This is a genomic window from Bizionia argentinensis JUB59 (assembly GCF_000224335.1).
GTDB classification, from domain to species: domain Bacteria; phylum Bacteroidota; class Bacteroidia; order Flavobacteriales; family Flavobacteriaceae; genus Algorimicrobium; species Algorimicrobium argentinense.
The window spans coordinates 136,228-149,369 of the sequence record NZ_AFXZ01000012.1 but is presented as its reverse complement, the minus strand read 5'-3'; the positions used below and the strand labels follow the sequence as shown (position 1 = coordinate 149,369).

General features: G+C 34.1%; 13 protein-coding genes. 9 read left to right on the top strand and 4 right to left on the bottom strand.

Translation table 11 applies throughout. The annotated features are described in order from the left end of the window. Nucleotides 1-14: 14 nt before the first annotated feature. The 5 genes from BZARG_RS04960 to nqrF all read left to right on the top strand — a co-directional run bounded on the left by BZARG_RS04960 (nucleotide 15) and on the right by nqrF (nucleotide 4,781). Complete coding sequence (locus BZARG_RS04960; protein ID WP_008635838.1) at nucleotides 15-1,220, top strand: NADH:ubiquinone reductase (Na(+)-transporting) subunit B; 1,206 nt, start codon at nucleotides 15-17, stop codon at nucleotides 1,218-1,220. Between the two features lie 2 nt (nucleotides 1,221-1,222). Next, complete coding sequence (locus tag BZARG_RS04955; protein ID WP_008635903.1) at nucleotides 1,223-2,020, top strand: Na(+)-translocating NADH-quinone reductase subunit C; 798 nt, start codon at nucleotides 1,223-1,225, stop codon at nucleotides 2,018-2,020. Between the two features lies 1 nt (nucleotide 2,021). Continuing rightward, entirely contained in the window at nucleotides 2,022-2,666 is a 645-nt protein-coding gene (locus tag BZARG_RS04950; RefSeq protein WP_008635788.1) for an NADH:ubiquinone reductase (Na(+)-transporting) subunit D, read from the top strand. 65 nt (nucleotides 2,667-2,731) lie between these two features. Further along, nucleotides 2,732-3,472 carry an NADH:ubiquinone reductase (Na(+)-transporting) subunit E gene (nqrE, locus tag BZARG_RS04945; RefSeq protein WP_083823828.1) on the top strand — a complete coding sequence of 247 codons (741 nt, stop codon included), beginning with the start codon at nucleotides 2,732-2,734 and terminating at the stop codon, nucleotides 3,470-3,472. A gap of 1 nt (nucleotide 3,473) precedes the next feature. Continuing rightward, on the top strand, nucleotides 3,474-4,781 hold the full coding sequence (nqrF, locus tag BZARG_RS04940) for an NADH:ubiquinone reductase (Na(+)-transporting) subunit F (RefSeq protein ID WP_008635987.1): 1,308 nt from the start codon (nucleotides 3,474-3,476) through the stop codon (nucleotides 4,779-4,781). 148 nt (nucleotides 4,782-4,929) lie between these two features. Here nqrF and BZARG_RS04935 read toward each other — a convergent pair whose 3' ends face one another. Both BZARG_RS04935 and BZARG_RS04930 read right to left on the bottom strand, forming a co-directional pair. Beyond that, entirely contained in the window at nucleotides 4,930-5,652 is a 723-nt protein-coding gene (locus BZARG_RS04935) for a YggS family pyridoxal phosphate-dependent enzyme (RefSeq protein WP_008635864.1), read from the bottom strand. 1 nt (nucleotide 5,653) lies between these two features. After that, nucleotides 5,654-6,700, bottom strand: a complete 1,047-nt coding sequence (locus BZARG_RS04930) for an AAA family ATPase (protein WP_008635974.1) — start codon at nucleotides 6,698-6,700, stop codon at nucleotides 5,654-5,656. Between the two features lie 317 nt (nucleotides 6,701-7,017). Here BZARG_RS04930 and BZARG_RS04925 point away from each other — a divergent pair, with 317 nt between their 5' ends. Both BZARG_RS04925 and BZARG_RS04920 read left to right on the top strand, forming a co-directional pair. Continuing rightward, the gene (locus tag BZARG_RS04925) at nucleotides 7,018-8,838 is read left to right on the top strand and encodes an OmpA family protein (RefSeq protein WP_008635835.1); all 1,821 of its coding nucleotides are present in this window, start codon (nucleotides 7,018-7,020) and stop codon (nucleotides 8,836-8,838) included. A 163-nt stretch (nucleotides 8,839-9,001) separates the two neighbouring features. After that, complete coding sequence (locus BZARG_RS04920) at nucleotides 9,002-10,093, top strand: hypothetical protein (RefSeq protein ID WP_040288027.1); 1,092 nt, start codon at nucleotides 9,002-9,004, stop codon at nucleotides 10,091-10,093. Nucleotides 10,094-10,218: 125 nt separating this feature from the next. On the opposite strand, the gene BZARG_RS04915 is transcribed toward BZARG_RS04920, so the two are convergent. Beyond that, nucleotides 10,219-10,662 carry a hypothetical protein gene (locus BZARG_RS04915; RefSeq protein WP_008636021.1) on the bottom strand — a complete coding sequence of 148 codons (444 nt, stop codon included), beginning with the start codon at nucleotides 10,660-10,662 and terminating at the stop codon, nucleotides 10,219-10,221. Nucleotides 10,663-10,772: 110 nt separating this feature from the next. Here BZARG_RS04915 and BZARG_RS04910 point away from each other — a divergent pair, with 110 nt between their 5' ends. After that, the gene (locus BZARG_RS04910; protein ID WP_040288026.1) at nucleotides 10,773-11,150 is read left to right on the top strand and encodes a hypothetical protein; all 378 of its coding nucleotides are present in this window, start codon (nucleotides 10,773-10,775) and stop codon (nucleotides 11,148-11,150) included. A gap of 3 nt (nucleotides 11,151-11,153) precedes the next feature. Then, nucleotides 11,154-12,191, top strand: coding sequence for an FAD:protein FMN transferase (locus BZARG_RS04905; protein ID WP_083823827.1), 1,038 nt, complete (start codon nucleotides 11,154-11,156; stop codon nucleotides 12,189-12,191). A gap of 535 nt (nucleotides 12,192-12,726) precedes the next feature. Here the strand turns inward: BZARG_RS04905 and BZARG_RS04900 are convergent. Continuing rightward, nucleotides 12,727-13,095 (bottom strand): DUF423 domain-containing protein, encoded by a 369-nt coding sequence (locus tag BZARG_RS04900; protein ID WP_008635847.1) that lies wholly within the window; start codon nucleotides 13,093-13,095, stop codon nucleotides 12,727-12,729. Between the last annotated feature and the right edge of the window lie 47 nt (nucleotides 13,096-13,142).

Below are 13,142 nucleotides of genomic sequence, written 5' to 3'. Positions count from 1 at the left end.
AAATATAAATAGAGATGAGTTTAAAAAGTAGTTTACATAACTTAAAGGAGAAGTACAAAGGTACCAAGATGGCACCGGCGTTTAACGCACTTCATACTTTTTTGTATTTGCCAAACATGACGACCGAAAACGGGACTCATATTAAAGCAGCCGATGATTTAAAGCGAACAATGAATATTGTTATCTTGGCTTTAGTTCCATGTTTAATATTCGGAATGTTCAATGCAGGTTATCAGCATTATTTAGCACTTGGCGATATTGAATCTGCCAAAGGTTTTCTAGGAGCTTCATTCTGGACTTTAGATAATTTAATAATAGGTGCATGGACAGTTTTACCTTTAGTAGCCGTTTCATATGGTGTTGGTCTAGGGGTAGAGTTTCTATTTGCTGTAATTAAAGGACACGAAGTAGAAGAAGGTTACTTGGTAACTGGTATGTTAGTTCCCTTAATTGTACCGGTAGATATTCCATTATGGATGTTAGCCACTGCGGTTATTTTTGGTGTTGTAATAGGTAAGGAAGTTTTTGGTGGTACAGGGATGAATATCTTGAACCCAGCATTAACTATTCGTGCGTTCTTGTTTTTTGCATATCCAACTTGGATGTCTGGAGATAAAGTTTGGGTTCACGGAGCAGTAGAACGCGCTGGAACACCAGATGCTATTTCAGGTGAAACGATATTGGGTTCTTTTGCACAAAACCAGTCAGTAGCTTATGATTATTGGGATATGTTCTGGGGAATTATTCCCGGCTCCGTTGGTGAAACATCCAAGTTCTTGATTATTATAGGCGCCTTGATTCTTATCTTTACAAAAATAGGAAGCTGGAGAATTATAGCTAGTACACTTATTGGTGCATTATCTATGGGATTAATCTTTAATGGCGTTGTAGATGCTGGTTGGATTACAGATACAAGTAAGTTTTACGGATTAATGAGCGTTCCTTTCTGGCAACACTTAATTATTGGTAGTATTTTATTTGGTGCTGTTTATATGGCAACAGATCCTGTTACAGCTTCTCAAACCAATAAAGGAAAATGGATTTATGGTTTCTTAATTGGATTTCTATCCATTATGATTCGTGTTTTCAACCCAGCCTATCCAGAAGGTGTATTCTTAGCAATATTATTAATGAACGTTTTCGCACCAACTATTGATCATTATGTAGTTCAAGGAAATGTGAAACGTAGAATGAAGCGTTTAAAAGTTAAAACAGCATAATTATGGCAGTTAATACAGATAAAAACTCATACACCATACTTTTTGCGATAGCAATGGTAGTGGTTGTAGGTTCATTATTAGCGTTTACAGCATCGTCTTTAAGACCTAATATTGAAGAAAATGAAAGAATGGAAAAGCAGCAGAATATTCTGTATGCTATGGGAATTAATGGAAACGAAGGGACGTCAGATATTACCTTTATTTCTACAGCTGAAGTAGCAGAAGCATTTTCAACGAAAGTTTCAGAGCAAATAGTTCTAGAATATAAAGACGGTCAGATTATTCAAGAAATGACTCGTGAAGAATATATGGAAGCTAATAATAAGCAAGAGCCTTATTTAATTGATGTTAAAAAACAGCAAACTAGAACCAAAGAGGGTAAATCAAGATTCTTACCGTTATTTAAGGGAGCTACCAAGGATGGCGATACAGTTTATGTAGCACCAATTCGTGGAAAAGGATTATGGGATGCAATATGGGGTTATATAGCTTTAGATAAAAACATGGTTGTTAAAGGTGCCTTTTTTGATCACGCGGGAGAAACGCCGGGTCTAGGAGCTAACATTAAGCAGCGTTACTTTATGGATGATTTTGAAGGAGAACACTTATTATCAGAATCTGGTGCATTTAAAGGTATTAATGTTGCTAAAGGAAATAACGATCCTAGAAACGATAGAAAAGAAGATCATGCAGTGGATGCTTTAGCGGGTGCAACTATTACCGGCGATGGTATTTCTGATATGATTAGAAATGATTTAAAATTGTATTTACCATACTTTAAAAATTTAAAAACTAACTAATATGGGACTTCTTTCAAAAAAAGACGCGAAGTTAATTACAGATCCATTAACAGATAATAACCCAATTACCATTCAGGTATTAGGTATATGTTCAGCTTTAGCAATTACGGCAGAACTTAAAGCATCTTTAGTAATGGGGATTGCAGTACTTTTTGTTCTAGGTGTTGGTAACGTTGTTATCTCTTTAATGAGAAATATTATTCCTTCAAAAATTAGAATTATTGTACAACTAATTGTGGTTGCATCTCTAGTTATTATTGTAGATCAGGTGTTAAAAGCTTATGCATTTGAATTGAGTAAAACACTATCCGTTTTTATTGGTTTAATTATTACCAACTGTATAATCATGGGACGTTTTGAAGCCTTTGCTTTGGGTAATGGACCATGGAGATCATTTCTAGATGGTATTGGTAACGCATTAGGATACGCAGTTATTTTAATAATTGTTGGTTTCTTTAGAGAGTTGCTAGGTTCAGGATCTTTGTTTGGTTTTCCAGTTTTAGGAGATGCTATTGAAAAAACAGGTGTTTACTCTATAGGTTATGAAAACAATGGATTTATGTTAATGCCACCAATGGCCTTAATTATTGTAGGACTAATTATTTGGGTACAACGTAGTAGAAACAAAGATTTAATAGAAGACTAAATCGGTTAACAGGTTTAAATAACCGTTAGCAGTAACTACAGTTTAAAATTTAAAAAAATAAAAAAATGATAGAGCATATAGAATTGTTTTTTAAGTCCATCTTTATCGATAACATGGTCTTTGCGGTATTCTTAGGTATGTGTTCATACTTAGCCGTATCTAAAAAAGTGGCAACAGCCGTAGGTCTTGGAGCAGCGGTAATATTCGTATTAGCTATAACCGTACCTTTAAACTGGTTATTAGATCAGTATTTATTACAACCAGGAGCCTTAAAATGGTTAGGTCCTGAATTTGCAGATTACGATTTAGGTTTCCTTTCTTTTATCATGTTTATTGCAACCATTGCAACCATGGTACAATTGGTGGAAATTGTGGTAGAGAAATTTTCTCCATCTTTATATAATTCATTAGGTATTTTCTTACCGCTTATTGCTGTTAACTGTGCTATTTTAGGTGGGTCGCTATTTATGCAATCTCGTGAAATTGAAACATTAGGTTTGGCACTAAACTATGGTGTCTCTTCAGGGATAGGTTGGTTTTTAGCAATTCTTGCTATTGCAGCCATTCGTGAGAAAATTAGATATTCTAACGTTCCAGCCCCATTAAGAGGTTTAGGGATTACATTCATCATTACAGGTTTAATGGGAATTGGGTTTTTAAGTTTCGGTGGTATGTTAACAGGAGGTGACGAAGAACCTTCAGCTGCACCTACTGAACAAGTAGAAAGTGTGGAAACGGAAACTACTAAGGAAATGAATATCGAGCAAGGTAAAAGTATAGTTGAAAATACTAAAACAGTAGAGTAATATGATTTTAGCAGCAGAAACATTCGGAATAGTTGCAACTACAGTAGTAGCGTTTATGGTTATAACGTTATTACTTGTAAGTTTACTATTATTTGTAAAACAGAAATTGTCGCCGTCAGGACCTGTAACAATTAAAATTAATGGCGAAAAAGAAATTGTAGTATCTTCAGGTGATACGTTGTTATCAACTTTAAGTTCAAACAAAATATTTTTACCTTCCGCTTGTGGTGGAGGTGGAACGTGTATCCAATGTGAATGTCATGTGCTTTCAGGTGGAGGTGAAGCTTTACCAACGGAAACACCTCATTTTAGTAGAAAAGAACTTAAAGATGGTGTGCGTTTATCGTGTCAGGTTAAGGTTAAACAGGATATGGAAATTACTATTCCTGAAGAAGTATTTGGTATTAAAAAATGGGAAGCTACCGTTGTGCGTAATTATAACGTAGCATCTTTTATTAAGGAGTTTGTTGTTGAAATTCCTGAAGATATGGGATACAAAGCTGGTGGATATATTCAAATTGAAATTCCTAACTGTGAAATTAAATTCGCAGATATGGATATTACAGCGCATCCAGAAGAGCATGAAACACCAGATAAGTTTCAAGCAGAATGGGATAAGTTTGCGTTATGGCCATTAGTAATGAAGAATAATGAAACGGTTGAACGTGCATATTCCATGGCCTCTTATCCTGCCGAAGGACGAGAAATTATGTTAAACGTACGTATTGCAACACCACCTTTTGACCGAGCTAAAAACGGTTGGATGGATGTAAATCCAGGTATTGCTTCGTCGTATATTTTTGCGCAAAAGCCAGGGGATAAAGTAACTATTTCAGGTCCTTATGGTGAGTTTTTCATCAACGAATCTGATTCAGAAATGTTATATGTTGGTGGTGGAGCTGGAATGGCACCAATGCGTTCGCACTTATATCACTTATTCAAAACCTTAAAAACAGGTCGTAAAGTAACATATTGGTACGGTGGGCGTTCTAAACGTGAATTGTTTTATCTAGAGCATTTCCGTGAGTTAGAAAGAGATTTCCCTAACTTTAAGTTTTACTTGGCATTATCGGAGCCTGCTCCAGAAGATAATTGGAAAGTAAAAGAAAATATTGATGCACCAGGAGATGGTTTCGTAGGTTTTATTCACAATTGTGTAATTGAAAACTACTTAAATCATCACGATGCACCAGAAGATATTGAACTATATTTCTGTGGACCACCGTTAATGAACCAAGCAGTTCAGAAAATGGGTGAAGATTTTGGTATTCCAGATGAAAGTATTCGTTTTGATGACTTTGGAGGATAATTCAAAGGTTATGTATAAAAGTAAAAGCCGATTCGTTAGAATCGGCTTTTTTTTGTTTTTAAAACAACTACTTTATTTATATAAATAATATTTGGGAATAGTTAAATAGCTCTGTTTATGCTTAATTTATGAAATTAAGCGCCATCTCTTATAGGCCTTCATTCCAATAATAACTATCCGGATGTTCGCGTTTTCCAAAAATGGCGGTTCCAACTCTTATAATGGTTGCACCTTCTTCTATAGCTATTTCTAAATCGCCACTCATTCCCATGGATAGTTCATGTGCCGGAATCCCGTTCTCTAGAAGTTCTTTTTGTATGTTTTTTAATAATTTAAAACACTTACGGACTTTGTCATCTTCTGCAGAGAACAAACCAATAGTCATGAGTCCTTTTATGTTTATTCTATCCAATTTTTGAACTGCGAGTGCAAATGTAAGAGCATTTTCTGGTTTCATGCCAAACTTACTGTCTTCATAGGACGTGTTAAACTGTAAATAGGCGTCAATCGTTTTATCTTCGTATTCGAGTCTGTTTTGCAGTTTTTCTGCTAATCGGAGACGATCTAAAGACTGAATGCAATCCACATCATATCGCAATAATTCTTTCACTTTATTTGTCTGAAGATGTCCTATAAAATGCTTTTCATGTTTAACACTTTTTAAACTATCGTACTTCTCTTTAATTTCCTGAATTTTATTCTCACCAATTAAGGTTTGATTGCTTTCAAAAGCTATTTTTATATTTTCAGCAGACACCGTTTTAGTCGCCATTAAAAGTTTAACAGCTTCTGGATCGCGGTTTGCATTTTTACAGGCAATTGCAATTCTGTTTAGAATGTCTTTTAGATTATTTGGAATGTTATTTTTCATATTAGTATGAATTGTGCGCAACATAAATCCAAACATCGGTGCCTGATTGCGTTGTTTCTAAAACCCTTTTGCAATTATAAGCTTCATATCTATCTGTTTGGATTAACTCTTCTCCGGTTATTTCAAAAACAACACCTTCAATTCTATCACTTTTCTCTTTGGATTTTACAGCAATTTGCTGAAGATTAATTTGATTACTTTCATCCTTAGACGAATTTTCTGGTACTAGTTCATTCAATTTATAACCTATAATAGTATCATGGGTACTTTTAAGTAATCGACCATAGTATTTAGTTTGAGTATCATTAGATTTTAAATTATTGTAAGCAAATACTAAATGTTTTTTATGTTTTTCATACTGAATAACTTGAGCTTTAATTTGCTGATGCATTACATCTTTGGCTTCAGCATAAGATATGCCATACTTCCGTTCTACGGTGTTAATGTTATCGGGAAAATTTGATAAAATATCATCGTAATAATTATCTAAATGTTCTTGAGTCGGTAATTCGTAATTTAATTTTATCTGAAATCTTCGCAATAAAGCGGTGTCAATTATTTCAATATGATTGGTGGCGCAAATTAATAATGAGTTGTCTGCTAAATTATCAATTTGCTGAATTAGTGAATTCACTAATCGTTTCATTTCACCAGAATCTTGAGTATCATAATCTCGGATTTTACCTATAAAATCGAATTCATCTATAAATAAAACGGCGTTGTCACTTGATGCTTTTTGGAAAAGTTCGGCGAGGTTTTTTCCAGTTTCTCCTAATCTGGATGATACAAAACCACTCAAATTTACGGTAATTACTTTTTTGTTTAAAGCCAAACCAATAGCGTGGGCGGTAGCTGTTTTTCCACAACCTGTATGGCCATGCAACAAAATTTTATTATCTACTGGGATTTGTAGGGTACTTAAGGCATCGATGTAGGTGAACTCTTCTAATAACTGATTTATTTTAGTGCGAACATCTTTATTTAAGTGAATTTCGTCTAGCGTTATAGCCTTATTTTTAGATCGTATTGTGGTCTTGTGAGTTGCCATATAAAGTTTGTATTCTTAAGATTATGTCTCTTATTATTACTGTTGTACGCTTCAATAAAAATAGTTTAAAGACAGAATTATGTGGTGCTATAATATAGTTACAAATTTAGTTAAATTGTTTGGTTTTCATCATGGTTATAACCTAACTATTGCTGTTCTATACTTTTAATTTAAAGTTCAAAATGCAGGTTAATTGATTGGTAATAATTCGTTATTTTATTCTTAACGTTTTAAATATGGCTGTTTATAGAGCGGGTAACAATTTCATAGGTTTTTTTATATGGATGTGAGAAAAATAATTTAAAACAATTTTTGGAATGAAAAACTTATCAAAAATTCTAATCATGCTATTTGTATTTACAAATACATTTTTCGCGCTCGCCCAAGATGAAGCGTTTGAAGCGCCGGAAGAAACGACCTTGGATCGGAATTATTTTCAATTAAGTTCAAGAGTCGGTTACGATTTTCCTAGTTACAAGAATAATACGCCCTATATAGATTATAAGGGTGGTTTAGATTTAGGGCTTTCGCTAGATTATTACTGGAATTGGTTTGGTTTAGGCGCCGATGTTGATTTTATAACAAACAGTCCAGAAAGTACGTATCCAACTTCAAACCTTTATGAAACTGATTTGACAACGGCAATAAACGAGTTCAGTTTAAGTGAAGAAAAAGTCACACGTTTATTTTATGGTATTGGGCCTAACGTACAATACAGAACGAGTTCTGGTAAATTTACGGCCGAGTTAAATACACGTGTCGGGTTTGCTACCATTAAAGGTGGTCGAACGTATTTGGAAGGCACTTCAACATCATCAGGTGGCTCTAATGTTCATCCTTTAAACTTTCATGCCGGATATAAAGATTCTGGCGTGCTAACTTTTAAAGGTCAAATGCGTTTTACTTATTTTTTAAATAAAAACTGGGGTGTAAATGCTGGTGCTTACTATATGAAGCATTTTGATGTTCAAGAACTAAATGAGGATGGTATTTCGGCTTTATATCATCCATTTGATTATGTGACAGAAAATGTAGAACAACCCATAAACGCATTAAGTGGTGAAGCCTTATCGAGAAGCGAGCCATGCGATTGCGATATTTCTTCTATTGGTGTATTTGCAGGTTTAACTTATAAATTCACTAAAAAAAATACTGTTAAGGAAATCGCTAATGTTTGTCCTGTTTGCCAAGAGGATCATTTACCACATTGTTGCGCTACCTGTGGTTGTGGTGTAACGATTACCGCTAAAGATAAATTTTCTGGTGAAATTCTACCAAATACAGATGTTGTATTACAAGATTTAAACGGAAATATTATTCAAAGTGGTATGACCAATTCTTACGGTGTTATTGTTTTTAACGATGTCATGGAGGACGATTATGTAATTAAAGGAAAACTATACAATGTTAACTTGGAAACAGCAAGCATTCAAAAAGATGAATTTAAATTATGTAAAAAAGAGGGAAATAGCATTCAAAAAGTAATTTTATATGGAGATGAAAACTTTATACTAGAAGGAAATGTGGCAGAATGTAATGAAGATGACGGATTGCAAACTGTGGATATTGGACTTAAAGACAAGGTTAATGCGGGTGAAAAGCACACATTATCTGATGCCGAAGGTGATTTTATGTTTCACTTAAAACAAGAATCTACCTATGCATTAAATGGCAAAAAAGATGGTTACTATTCTAATGAGGTTGAAGTTTCAACGAGTTCGTATAGTAGAAATAAAACATTATTTATCGATTTTGAAATGTGTATAGATCCGTGTGGTAAAGCTATTAAATTAGATAATATTAATTTCGATTTAGATAAATCGGATATATTACCAGCTTCCATTCCAGATTTAGAGCGTATAGTTAAACTTATGAAAGACAACCCGAATATTCAGGTCGAAATGTCTTCGCATACCGATAGTCAGGGATCTGATGCATATAATAAAAAACTATCACAACGACGCGCAGATGCTACGGTTAGCTATATCGCCAATCAAGGAATATCCAAAGATCGCTTAATTGCGAGAGGCGCAGGAGAAACGGAGTTGAAGAATACAAAATGTGCTAATAATGTACCATGTACAGATGATGAGCACCGTGTAAACCGCAGAACTGAATTTAAAGTAATTTGCTTCTAAAAATATTTGAATTAGTCTACTATTTATCATTAACTCAATCAAGGTAGTTGTTAACTGCTGCCTTGATTTAAATTAAAACAATATGTACAATTTATATATAAAACTGGAAAACATAATGTTTTCAACTATAGTCAGTAATGTTTTTAAATTTATTTGCTTTGTCATGCTAATATCAGTCTTATCATGTGGTGATGACACTGTTTGTGCTTATGATGAAGGGGCTATAGACCCTGTTTCTTTTGAATGTAAAGACCTGCAGCTTAATGTAGGCGATATCTGTGATTCCAATGGCGATGGCGTTAATAACGGAACTGTAAATGACGCATGCGAATGCCTTCCCAATACCCAAGGTTTTGATTGTGAAGACCTACAGCTTAATGTTGGTGACTCATGTGATTCCACGGGCACAGGAGCTATGGATGGAACTATTAGCGATGATTGCCAATGTATTCCTGATAGAGTTGCTTATGATTGTGTAGATTTACAACTTAATATTGGTGCTGCGTGTGATTCTACTGACGATGGTGCTTTAGATGGAACTGTTAATGATTCATGTGAATGTATTACTGGTTTCCCAATTATAGCTTCTTGTCCTGGTTTTATTCAGAATGGTGATTTTGAGATTATAACTGGCGATCCAAATGCTCAAACAGATGAAGATATCGATTTAGCTACGCATTGGAAAGCGTTATGGCAAAGCGGCAGTCTTGCAGATTTGTTTGATGATAATACTACTGATTTTGGAACTGGTTGTTTTACCAGTCCTACATCATTAACAGGCGTTTTTGCTGGAATGTGGATTGAAAACACCACAAATCCTAATGGTGGACCTCTTTATAGAGAAGGTATGTTTAATAAGCTAACAAACACTATAAACCAGGACACAGGGCTATACACATTATCTTTTGATTATGCTAACATGAGTGAAGCTTGTGCAAGCTCAAACGATGTTAAGGTTGGTGTTTATGGTGTATATCATCCATTAGCAAATCCATTGCCTGCTAATCCTACGGGTATTTCATCGCCTTCAAATCTAGATTTATTTGGTGCTGCAAATACGGTTTTTTTAGGTGAAGTTGTTATTACATCAACCACAACAAATGCTTGGCAAGCGACTATATTCACAATAGATACAAGTACTTTAACATTTCCTACAAACGGAATTAATCATATAATGATCACTAATTCCCACCTTCCTTTTAACGATTATGGGAAAATGTATTTAGGTTTTGATAACTTTTGTTTGACAAATTAATTATGCGAGAAAGGCAATTCCAAAAGTTGTAAACTTGCCTTAATAAAATTTAAGAATCTAGAATAACCTAAAACCAGCATCATTTTAAAAGTTGCTGGTTTTTTAATATATAACCTTTAAATGATTTAATTTTGAAAGTCTAGTAACGGCTTTTCAAAGTCAAACAAGAAGGAATAATCCAGCACGTCATTTACGGCATCTAATCTGCAAAGGAGCGAAACTACATAGCACAAGCCTTTAAAAAGAACTTCATGATTTATATGGTCAGGTTTATGCAAACGATTTTGAATAGTAAAAGAATAACCACAACCTTCCAAAAAAGCACTTTCAATTTGTAAGAGTTCAATAGGTGTATAACCAAAAAATCGTCTCCCTAAATTTTGGTGTAATAAACCGAGATAATTTAATTTTGTAGCACCATGGTTGTCAGTTAGGTGCATCCAAAAGTCTTTGTTGTTAACAATATTACCAACGGCACATTGTTTACAATTTTCAGGATTTAGGGTGTTATTATGAAACGCCATATATAATTTCTTTATAGCTTGATCAAATCTAAAAGTCGTTTTCATAATTTAGTTTTTTAGTTTGCGTCTGTAAAAGATACGATAAAAAAATATTTTATTTTTAAGTATTACTGACCTAATTGGCAAGGACACTAATAAATTAGTAATTTTGCACAATGAAAAAACCACTTACAGAACAGGAACGACATAACTTGGCCATGAACCATGTGGGTAAAGATTTAGAGGAACGCGGATTTGAGTTTATAGCCATAAATAGTAAACTTAAAAAGCACCCGCAGTTTGTTTGTATTGATAAAAACAGTCAATATTTCTTTGTGATTGTTCGGTCTGTTTTATTGCCTGACAACCCCAATAATTATGATATTGTTTGGATGGAAACCTTTAAAAAACATGCTCATGATAAAGAAGCAAAAGTTCTTTACGCTGGTGTGGGATTAGGAAATCCAGATGGCGAAGATTTGCCTATCTATTTAAACGAAGAATATTTGATTGAATACAATGGTATTCAGGTTATTGAAAACAATTTAAATTAAGCTATGATACAGAAATTCGCGGAGTTGTTTATAAAGAGTAATCCTGGTTCTATTACCTGCTTGAACGTTGCAAAGACATTGTGCGTTTTTTTAATATTCATTTCTTTTTCATGTAAACAAGAACCTACAAATACCAAATTATCAGGATCTGTTTTCGGAACTACTTATTCTGTTATTTATGATTCTGAAGTTAATTACGAGAAACAATTTGATAGTCTTTTTGCGGTTATTAATAAATCCATGTCAACCTATATTCCAGATTCAGATATTTCAAAATTAAATAGAAATGAGGCTGTTTCTGTCGATGCGCACTTTTTACACGTGTTCAACGCTTCAAACGAAATCTATCACGCCACAGATGGTGCTTTCGACCCCACAATTGGTGCTGTTGTCAACGCATGGGATTTTGGTCCTGAAGGTAAAATAATAGCTTTAGATAGCGTTAAAATTGATAGCCTGATGCAAGGCGTGGGTTTTAGCAAAATATCGGCTAAAAACAATACGATAACCAAGCCTAAAAGTACGTTTATCGATTTTAATGCCATCGCAAAAGGTTATGGTGTGGATGTAATTGGTGTTTTTTTAGAATCGAAAAATGTCAATAATTATTTAGTCGAAATAGGCGGCGAAATTCGGACCCGAGGAAAAAACGAGGAAAAACAAAGCGATTGGAAAGTCGGTGTAGAATTACCTAATTATGATGGTGAGCAATCTATATTAAATGCTATTAGTTTGCATGATGAGTCGATGGCTACTTCAGGAACCTACAGGAAATTTAAAGTCGATGAAAATGGTAATCGCTATTCTCATATTATCGATGCGAAAACAGGTTACCCAAGTAAAACCAATTTATTAAGTATTTCAGTTTTAGCTAAAGATTGCATGACAGCGGATGCTTATGCAACGGCTTTTAAGGCGATGGGATTAGATCATACCAAAGAGTTCTTAAAAAGTCATACTGAAATAAAAGTCTTTTTGATTTTCGAGAATGATGACAAGGAATTTGAAACGCTTGCTATAAATGGTTTCCCTGAAGAATAAAATTCCTGCTCAGGCAGGAAGCATTTAGGTTCAGCTTAGCTAATCTGTATTGAAATAGGAAACCTCCAACAACATAAATTAGTGGCTTAAGCGAAAACTGTTTTGGATTCTGTTAATAGCAGTTTCTCTTAAGAATAAAATGATTAGTAGAATATTTATTTTTTAGTTTGTTAATGCTATTTCTCTTTTAGATTCCTGTCTTCACAGGAATTTGTGACAACAGATGCTTATGCAACGGCTTTTAAGGCGATGGGATTAGATCATACCAAAGAGTTCTTAAAAAGTCACACTGGAATAAAAGCCTTTTTTGATTTATGAGAATGATGAAAAACAATTTGAAACGCTAGCTATAAACGGTTTCCCCGAAGAATAAAATTCAGTAAAAGCTGGTAACTCGTTTTATATTCCTGACTACTCTAACCTCAACTCAACTATAAAGATTAGACCTCACAGGTTTCCAAAACCTGTGAGGTCTTATTAAGACAGCATTTCGTCTTTCAGAATGTCACTACGTGAATACCTGCGGAATACTTTTTTAAATAACATTAACCAGTAACAGCAACCAGCCGATAACTAAAAGCAAGCCGCCAATAGGTGTAACAGGCCCTAAAAACCGCATCTTTTTTCCTTTAGCATCCGATAAAACCAAGCCATAAATACTAAAAGAAAATAAAATAATTCCGATAGTAAAACACCAATAGATTGCGGATGTTATGCTCTCAAAGTTGAAACCTAAAACAACTAATAGAATAGCATGATACATTTGGTATTTAACGCCGACTTCAAAACTCTGTAATTGATCGTTAGATAAAGTTTTCTTTAGAGCATGTGCTCCAAAAGCACCAAAAATAACGGATAGCATTCCGAAAATAGCGCCTGTAGCAATTATAATTTCTTGTGTCATTAAAATGAATTTTAGTAAATGTAAAAAGTATTAAAATCTTTATGTTA

Excerpts from the sequence above, each read along its gene's own strand:
- BZARG_RS04900 (WP_008635847.1), bottom strand. The coding sequence starts at position 13,095 with ATGACACAAGAAATTATAATTGCTACAGGCGCTATTTTCGGAATGCTA.
- BZARG_RS04925 (WP_008635835.1), top strand. The coding sequence starts at position 7,018 with ATGAAAAACTTATCAAAAATTCTAATCATGCTATTTGTATTTACAAAT.
- BZARG_RS04930 (WP_008635974.1), bottom strand. The coding sequence starts at position 6,700 with ATGGCAACTCACAAGACCACAATACGATCTAAAAATAAGGCTATAACG.
- BZARG_RS04910 (WP_040288026.1), top strand. The coding sequence starts at position 10,773 with ATGAAAAAACCACTTACAGAACAGGAACGACATAACTTGGCCATGAAC.
- nqrE (WP_083823828.1), top strand. The coding sequence starts at position 2,732 with ATGATAGAGCATATAGAATTGTTTTTTAAGTCCATCTTTATCGATAAC.
- BZARG_RS04920 (WP_040288027.1), top strand. The coding sequence starts at position 9,002 with ATGCTAATATCAGTCTTATCATGTGGTGATGACACTGTTTGTGCTTAT.
- BZARG_RS04905 (WP_083823827.1), top strand. The coding sequence starts at position 11,154 with ATGATACAGAAATTCGCGGAGTTGTTTATAAAGAGTAATCCTGGTTCT.
- BZARG_RS04955 (WP_008635903.1), top strand. The coding sequence starts at position 1,223 with ATGGCAGTTAATACAGATAAAAACTCATACACCATACTTTTTGCGATA.
- BZARG_RS04950 (WP_008635788.1), top strand. The coding sequence starts at position 2,022 with ATGGGACTTCTTTCAAAAAAAGACGCGAAGTTAATTACAGATCCATTA.
- BZARG_RS04960 (WP_008635838.1), top strand. The coding sequence starts at position 15 with ATGAGTTTAAAAAGTAGTTTACATAACTTAAAGGAGAAGTACAAAGGT.
- BZARG_RS04915 (WP_008636021.1), bottom strand. The coding sequence starts at position 10,662 with ATGAAAACGACTTTTAGATTTGATCAAGCTATAAAGAAATTATATATG.
- nqrF (WP_008635987.1), top strand. The coding sequence starts at position 3,474 with ATGATTTTAGCAGCAGAAACATTCGGAATAGTTGCAACTACAGTAGTA.
- BZARG_RS04935 (WP_008635864.1), bottom strand. The coding sequence starts at position 5,652 with ATGAAAAATAACATTCCAAATAATCTAAAAGACATTCTAAACAGAATT.